Source organism: Streptomyces sp. NPDC002680 (assembly GCF_042889145.1).
Classification (GTDB): Bacteria; Actinomycetota; Actinomycetes; order Streptomycetales; family Streptomycetaceae; genus Streptomyces; species Streptomyces adonidis.
This window is the reverse complement of the sequence record NZ_JBIAQP010000019.1, coordinates 257001-263818: the sequence shown is the minus strand read 5'-3', so window position 1 is coordinate 263818 and position 6818 is coordinate 257001. Positions and strand designations below refer to the sequence as shown.

At 71.1% G+C, this 6818-nt stretch carries 6 protein-coding genes; 3 read left to right on the top strand and 3 right to left on the bottom strand.

Annotation, left to right across the window (positions count from 1 at the left end; translation table 11 throughout):
* Positions 1 to 158: 158 nt before the first annotated feature.
* Both ACFYXF_RS40055 and ACFYXF_RS40050 read left to right on the top strand, forming a co-directional pair.
* A complete protein-coding gene (locus tag ACFYXF_RS40055) occupies positions 159 to 1556 on the top strand; it encodes a DNA-3-methyladenine glycosylase 2 family protein (protein ID WP_389357004.1) in 1398 nt (465 codons plus the stop codon).
* A 2-nt stretch (positions 1557 to 1558) separates the two neighbouring features.
* A complete protein-coding gene (locus tag ACFYXF_RS40050) occupies positions 1559 to 2101 on the top strand; it encodes a methylated-DNA--[protein]-cysteine S-methyltransferase (RefSeq protein ID WP_389357002.1) in 543 nt (180 codons plus the stop codon).
* 2 nt (positions 2102 to 2103) lie between these two features.
* Here ACFYXF_RS40050 and ACFYXF_RS40045 read toward each other — a convergent pair whose 3' ends face one another.
* Positions 2104 to 2484 carry a PPOX class F420-dependent oxidoreductase gene (locus ACFYXF_RS40045; protein WP_389357000.1) on the bottom strand — a complete coding sequence of 127 codons (381 nt, stop codon included), beginning with the start codon at positions 2482 to 2484 and terminating at the stop codon, positions 2104 to 2106.
* 129 nt (positions 2485 to 2613) lie between these two features.
* Between ACFYXF_RS40045 and ACFYXF_RS40040 the strand changes: the two genes are divergently transcribed.
* A complete protein-coding gene (locus tag ACFYXF_RS40040; RefSeq protein ID WP_389356998.1) occupies positions 2614 to 3897 on the top strand; it encodes an SGNH/GDSL hydrolase family protein in 1284 nt (427 codons plus the stop codon).
* On the opposite strand, the gene ACFYXF_RS40035 is transcribed toward ACFYXF_RS40040, so the two are convergent.
* Positions 3884 to 6184, bottom strand: a complete 2301-nt coding sequence (locus ACFYXF_RS40035; RefSeq protein WP_389356996.1) for a glycoside hydrolase family 95-like protein — start codon at positions 6182 to 6184, stop codon at positions 3884 to 3886. The two genes, ACFYXF_RS40040 and ACFYXF_RS40035, sit on opposite strands and share 14 nt — an antisense overlap.
* 108 nt (positions 6185 to 6292) lie before the next feature.
* Complete coding sequence (locus tag ACFYXF_RS40030; RefSeq protein WP_389356994.1) at positions 6293 to 6778, bottom strand: DUF456 domain-containing protein; 486 nt, start codon at positions 6776 to 6778, stop codon at positions 6293 to 6295.
* Between the last annotated feature and the right edge of the window lie 40 nt (positions 6779 to 6818).

The window sequence follows — 6818 nt, the reverse complement described above, 5'->3', positions numbered from 1 at the left end:
TCAAACGCCGGACGGGCTGACTATCCAGCCCGTCCGGCGTTTGAGGACGAGCGCGTTCAGCGCGATACGGGGGTTCGGGGGCGGAGCCCCCGAGGGATGGGTACATCGTGTCCGATATCCGCCAGTCGCACCCACCCCTGTACCGCAAACTGGACAGCGTGACCGACCAAGACACCAGGTACGCGGCCGTGCGCAGCAGAGACGCTCGGTTCGATGGTGAGTTCTTCTTCGCCGTCCGGACCACCGGCATCTACTGCCGCCCCAGCTGCCCCGCCGTCACCCCCAAGCGGCACAACGTCCGCTTCTACCCGACCGCCGCAGCCGCGCACGGCGCCGGCTTCCGGGCCTGCCGTCGCTGCCGCCCGGACGCCGTCCCCGGCTCCGCCGAGTGGAACGTGCGCGCGGACGTCGTAGGCCGGGCGATGCGCCTGATCGGCGACGGAGTCGTCGACCGGGAGGGCGTCGCCGGGCTCGCGGTACGGCTCGGTTACAGCGCCCGGCAGGTCCAGCGCCAGCTCACCGCCGAACTCGGCGCGGGCCCCGTCGCCCTCGCCCGCGCCCAGCGGGCCCACACCGCACGCGTGCTCCTGCAGACCACCGGCCTGCCGGTGACCGAGATCGCCTTCGCCGCCGGATTCGCCAGCGTGCGCCAGTTCAACGACACGATCCGAACCGTGTACGCGGCCACTCCGAGCACCCTCCGCGCGACAGCGCCCAGCACCACCCCCGCGCCCACGTCCACATCCAACCCACCCGGCATCCCCCTTCGCCTCTCCCACCGCGGTCCCTACCACTCCGCCGCCGTCTTCGACCTCCTCGCCCGCGAGGCCGTCCCCGGCATCGAGGAGGTGAGCGGCAGCCCGGGTGGGCGTACGTACCGCCGGACGCTGCGTCTCCCGTACGGCACCGGAATCGTCGCCGTCGAGGAGTACGGGAGCGCGCCCCGGGGGTGTTGGCTGGACGCCCGGCTGCACCTCACCGACCTGCGTGACCTGACGACCGCCGTCCAGCGGCTGCGACGCCTGTTCGACCTCGACTCGGATCCTTACGCCGTCGACGAGCGCCTCGGAGCGGACCCCCGCCTCGCCCACCTGGTCGCGCTCCGGCCCGGCCTGCGTTCGCCCGGCGCCGCCGATCCGGCCGAGCTGGCCGTGCGGGCGCTGGTCGGCAGGGCGGCGGCGGAGCGGCTCGTGGCGCGGTACGGCGAAGTGCTCCCATCCCCCTCCGGCAGCCTCACCCACCTCTTCCCCGAGCCCGCCGTACTGGCGGAGGCGGCCGCCCGGGACGGTGACAGTCCCCTCGGTGCCCTCACCGCAGCCCTCGCCGACGGCACCCTGCGGCTCGACCCCGGCGCCGACCGCGACGAGACCCACCGCGTCCTGCTCACCCTGCCGGGACTCGACCCCCGTACCGTCGCCGTCGTCCGGGCCCGTGCCCTCGGCGACCCCGACGTCGCGCCACCCGGCGTCGACGTGCCCGACACCTGGCGCCCCTGGCGCTCCTACGCCCTCCATCACCTCATCGCCGCAGGCGAGTGGGAGTCCTCATCGTCATGAACATGAACATGAATATGAACGGGAACACGCACATCGCTGTCTCCGCCACCGCCTACTGGACCACCTTCGACAGCCCCCTCGGCCAACTCCTCCTCACCGCCGACGAGTCGGGCGCCCTCACCTCCCTCTCCGTGCCCGGACAGAAGGGCGGCCGGACCGCCGGAAGTGTCGAGGACGGTTGGCGGGCCGACCCCGGGCCCTTCCGTGCGGCGGGCGAACAGCTCGCCGCCTACTTCGCCGGTGAACTCACCCATTTCCAGCTGGAGTTGAGGAGCGGCGGGACCGAATTCCGGCAGCGGGTCTGGGACGCCCTCGACTCGGTGCCGTACGGGGAGACCACCACGTACGGGCGGATCGCCGCGCGGATCGGGGCCTCCCGGGCCGCCGTACGAGCCGTCGGCGGTGCGATCGGCGCCAATCCGCTGCTCGTCGTCCGGCCCTGTCACCGGGTGATCGGCGCGGACGGTTCGCTCACGGGGTACGCCGGCGGCCTTGACCGCAAGCGCCGTCTGCTCGGGCTGGAAGGCGTCCCCGTCGCTCCGTAGGGTCAGCCCTCGCCCTGTTCCTCCAGGCCCCAGCTGTGGATCCGCCTCGGGTGGACGCGGATCACCTCCTCGCTGAAGTGCGGGCCCAACTCGTGCGGGCCCGTGAGGAGTTCGGCCTCGCCGCGGATGTCGACGCCCCGCACCTTCCAGGGGCGGACGCTCACCACGTCGTCGACGACCAGCGCGACCTTCGGGTTCTGCTCCAGGTTGCGCCACTTCTTGGTGCGGCCCATCGCCATGCCGCCGATCAGGATCGTCCCGTCGTCCTGCGGGAAGAAGCCGACAGGGTTCGCCTGGGGCTGTCCGTGGGGATCGACGGTGGCCAGCCGTCCCAGCCGCTGGGTCCGGAGGTAGGCGCGCTCGGCCGCGCTGAATTCGGTCATGGCGGCAGCCAAACACGACGGGCCGGGCGGGCGCAGCGGAAACACGGGTGTACGTGCGAACGTAAGTGCGTGCCGCCATGGGTGTGACATCGCGGTGGCGCCGGTGATCGTTCGGGGAACCATGCGCCCATGACCCGCGCGATCATGGTTCGGCACATCCTCGCGGCCCTGGTGACCGCCCTGGCACTCGTCCCGCCCGCCGCGACAGCCGACGAGGGGCCCACCGATCTCCTCCTGTCCCCGACACCGGCCCTGTCTCCTGTATCTGCCGTTGCCGAAACGCCCGTTCCCCGGCTCTGGACCGGCACCTGGGCGGCCGCCGCCTCCGGAACCGCCCCGGCCAGACCCGGAGCCTCCTTCCGCAACGTCGTGCATCTCAGCGTCGGCGGCAGCGCGCTGCGCGTCCGGCTGACCAACCGCCTCGGCACCGAGGCCCTCCACCTCGGCGCGGTCACCGTCGCTCTCCAGAAACCCGGCGAGCCCAGCAGCCCGGACGCCGAACCCGGTTCGATGCGTACGGCCACCTTCGAGGGCGCCCCCACGGTGACGATCCCGGCGGGCCAGGACCGCGTCACCGACGCCGTCGACCTCGTCGTGCCGTACGGCGCCAATTTGTTGGTCACCGTCCACACGCCCGACGACTCCGGACCGGCGACCTACCACCGCACGGCCAAGCAGACCAACTTCTTTGCCCCCAGCGGTGATTGGGCCGACGTGGAGGACGGTGACGCCTACACCAGGACGACCACCTCCTGGTACTACGTCACCGGTGTGGACGTCCTCGACGCACCCGCCGCCGGCAGTGTGGTCGCGCTCGGCGACTCCCTCACCGACGGCGGCGGCACCACCTCCGACACCAACCGCCGCTGGCCCGACCGCCTCGCCGACCGTTTCGCCGCCCTGCCCCCGAACCGCCGCCTCGGCGTCCTCAACGCCGGTATCTCCGGCAACCGTCTCCTCCTCGACGGCGTCGGCCCGCGCGCCCTGAGCCGCTTCGACATCGATGTCCTCTCCCGGACCGGGGTCCGCGCGGTGATCGTGTTCGAGGGCATCAACGACATCAACGGGACCCCGGCCGAGACCGACCCGCTCGTCTTCGAGAAGGCCTACCGGACCCTCGTGGCCCGCGCCCACGCCCGCGGCATCCGTGTCATCGGCGCCACCATCACCCCGTACGCCGGCCACGCCCAGTGGAAGGAGGACCGAGAGTCCGTACGCCGGACCGTGAACACCTTCATCCGCACCAGCGGCCTCTTCGACGCGGTCGTCGACTTCGACGCCGCCGTCCGCGACCCGGAGTACCCGCAGCGGATGCGCGCCGCCTACGACCCCGGCGACCACCTCCACTTCAACGACGCCGGCATGCGCGCCATGGCCGACGCGATCGACCTCGCGGCCCTCATGCGTCTGTGAGCGGTGGCAGGCCCCAGCGCGGGGCTTGAGCGTTCGGGTGGACCGGGGCGATCGTCAGGTCGGGGTGGTCACCCCGGGCCGTGACGGTCGCCGACTCGCCCTTCCGCAGGGCGAGTTGGACCGTCCCCTCGCCGAGGTCCTTGTACCGCAGGGCGCGGCCTCGTTCGTCCCGTACGTCGATCCGGCCCGCGATGCCGTGCCGTACGACACAGGGTGCGCCCGCCTCGCTGACCAGACGTACCCAGCGTGTGACGCCGTCCTCGCGGACCGCGCTCAGCAGAAACGCACCCTGCGTACGGAAGTTGTGCACCGTGAGATCCGCCCACGCGGCCGGCAGCGCCGGGAACACGTGGATGATCCCGCCCCAGGACTGACAGACCATGTCGTGCAGGGACTGCGCGGCCGAGAGCGGCGTCTCGATGACCGGGCCCGACTCCTTGTACATGGTGTTGGGCTGGATGAAACGGGACATCAGCTCGCCCAGGTAGGCGAGCGCGTCCTCGCCCTTGCCCAGCAGTGCCGACATCGAGGCCGCGCCGGTGAACGTGTAGCCCTGAAGGGCGCCTTCGAAGCCCACCCAGTGGGCCAACGACCGCTCGATCAGGGCCCGTTCGTCCGGTGTGCGGCCGGTCAGCTCGTAGAGAGGGTAGATCGCGAGCAGGTGCGAGTAGTGGCGGTGGGACTTCGCGAAAGGGATGTCCGCGCCGATCATGAAGCCGTTCGCGTCGGTCGGATACGCCACCCGCCGCGCCAGGACCTCGCGCCAGCGCGGTGTCAACTCGTCCTCGATGCCCAGCAGTTCGGCGGATTCGAGGAGGGTGCGACAGCCCCAGGTGAGCAGCATCAGGTCGTAGTTGCAGTCGCGGGAGTTGCCGCCGTACTCCGGGGAGAAGGTGGGCGGCAGGTGCAACTTGCCGTCCGGGCCCGGCTCCAGGAAGTGCAGGTAGTAGTTGATGGCCTTGCGGAGGAGTGGGTACAGGACATCGCGGAGGATTCGCTCGTCCATGGTGTGGCGGTAGCTGAGCCAGACGTTGTGGAGGGCCCAGGTGAGGTTTCCGACCTCGGGCGTCGGTGGGTCCTGGCCGGGGACGCCCACGCCGTAACCCATCAGGGGGCTCACGGCGCCGTTGACGAGCTGGGGGTCGGTGGTGCGCGGGATGCCGAGCGAGTCGGCGCGGTACGGCTGTGCGGTCTCCTGGGCGAGGTTGTCCCGGAACTCGCTCAACGCCCTTGTCACGGCGTCGAGTTCGAGGTGGTTGGAGCCGTGGATCAGCCAGTACTCCAACTGCACGTTGAGGTTCCACCAGGTGTTGGGCCAGGGCGTGGGCTCCAGCCAGGGGCCGCAGGTCGCCATCACGGGCGCGTCCCGGCGGGCGGCCGACGCCGTCTTGTACAGCTGGATCCAGTAGAAGCGCTGGATCCGGGCGTCGGGGACGGACAGGAAGCTCTTGCGGTAGTACGCGTTCCACCAGGTCCGGTGGCTCGACGCGAGGGCGGAGTAGGGGAGTTGGGAGGCGCCGCGCACCTCCTTGAGGGCCCGCCCGAGTGCCGTACGCCTCGGGTGCGAGTGCGCCACATGGACGTACAGCGTCCGGCTCGTGCCCCAGCCGCGCTCCCGCCAGGCCGTCACATGCTCGCCGCCCGCCAGCAGCGGCTGTACGGCGGCGAAGACGCCCTGGTGCTCGGCGACCTGGGCGGGGTCGTTGCCCCGGTAGCCGTCCGGCAGCGGTTTGGAGGCGGCGCGCGGGCTGATCGCGTCGGCCGGGTGGAACACCCACCGGAAGCCGCGCTCGCCCTTGCTCGGGGTGACCTCGACGGCGAGGACCGAGCGGTCGGTGTGCACCAGGGCGCGCAGGGCGAGGGTGCCCCGGTCGGTGGTGAGCGTCCCGGTGAGTTCGGCGTCGCGCAGCCCCAGCCGCCAGTCGAGCCCGGTGATCGTACCCACCGGCTCCAGTGTGAAGTACCCGATGGGCAGCCGCGCGAGCCCGAAGAGGGAGCCGAACTCGGGCCTGTGGTCCTGCACTTCGGAGTGCTGGACATTGAAACGGACGGCCCTGGTCGGTGAGTCGGGGTCGGCGTAGATGCCGGAGCCGAGGAAGCCGTTGCCGAGATACGGGCCTTCGTACCAGGTGGTCGGCATCCGCTGCCAGACGAGGTCGGCGTCGTCGAGGACGGTGTGCCAGGGGTCGACGGAGGCCTGAGCTTGCGTGGGCAGTCCTCCGGTGAGGAGCCCGCCGCCCAAGGCAGATCCGGTGGCGAGGACGGTACGTCTGGACGGGCTGGGCACATTGCCTCCCGGCGGCTCGGATCATTCGTTCATTCATCGGAGCTATCCCGCAACGCAACGTAGAGAAGGTGCGAGATGCCGTCAATAAGTTGGGAGAGATCCGATGTGTTAACCCCAGATCGTGGCGCCCAGCCACGCGCCCGCGATCAGCAGACAGGTGAAGAGTTCGACGAGCACACTGGTGCCGCCCTGTCGCATCACCGTCCGTACCGCCGCCACCGCCTCGCCGTGCCGGCGGCCCAGCCGCAGCCGCTCGTAGAGGTAGACACCGCCCACGAAACCCGGGATCGCGCCCAGGACGGGCAGCAGGAAGAAGCCGAGCAGGGCGCCCGTACCGGCGTACACCGCCATTCGGGGGGTGGCGCCGCTCGCGCGCAGTCGGCGCGGGGGCAGCTGCCAGCGCACCACCTGGGACAGGAACAGGACGACGGTCGTGCCCACGAGCACCCACCAGGAGACCGCCCGCGGATCCTTCAGCGCCCACCACAGGACCGCGGCCCAGACGAGCCACGACCCCGGCACCCCGGGCACCAGAACTCCGCACAGACCGAACAGCATCACCAGGCCGATCAGCAGGAGATCCCACGCTCCCATCTGCCCAGCGTGCCTGAGGGCCGGGGAAACCGCAGGTCAG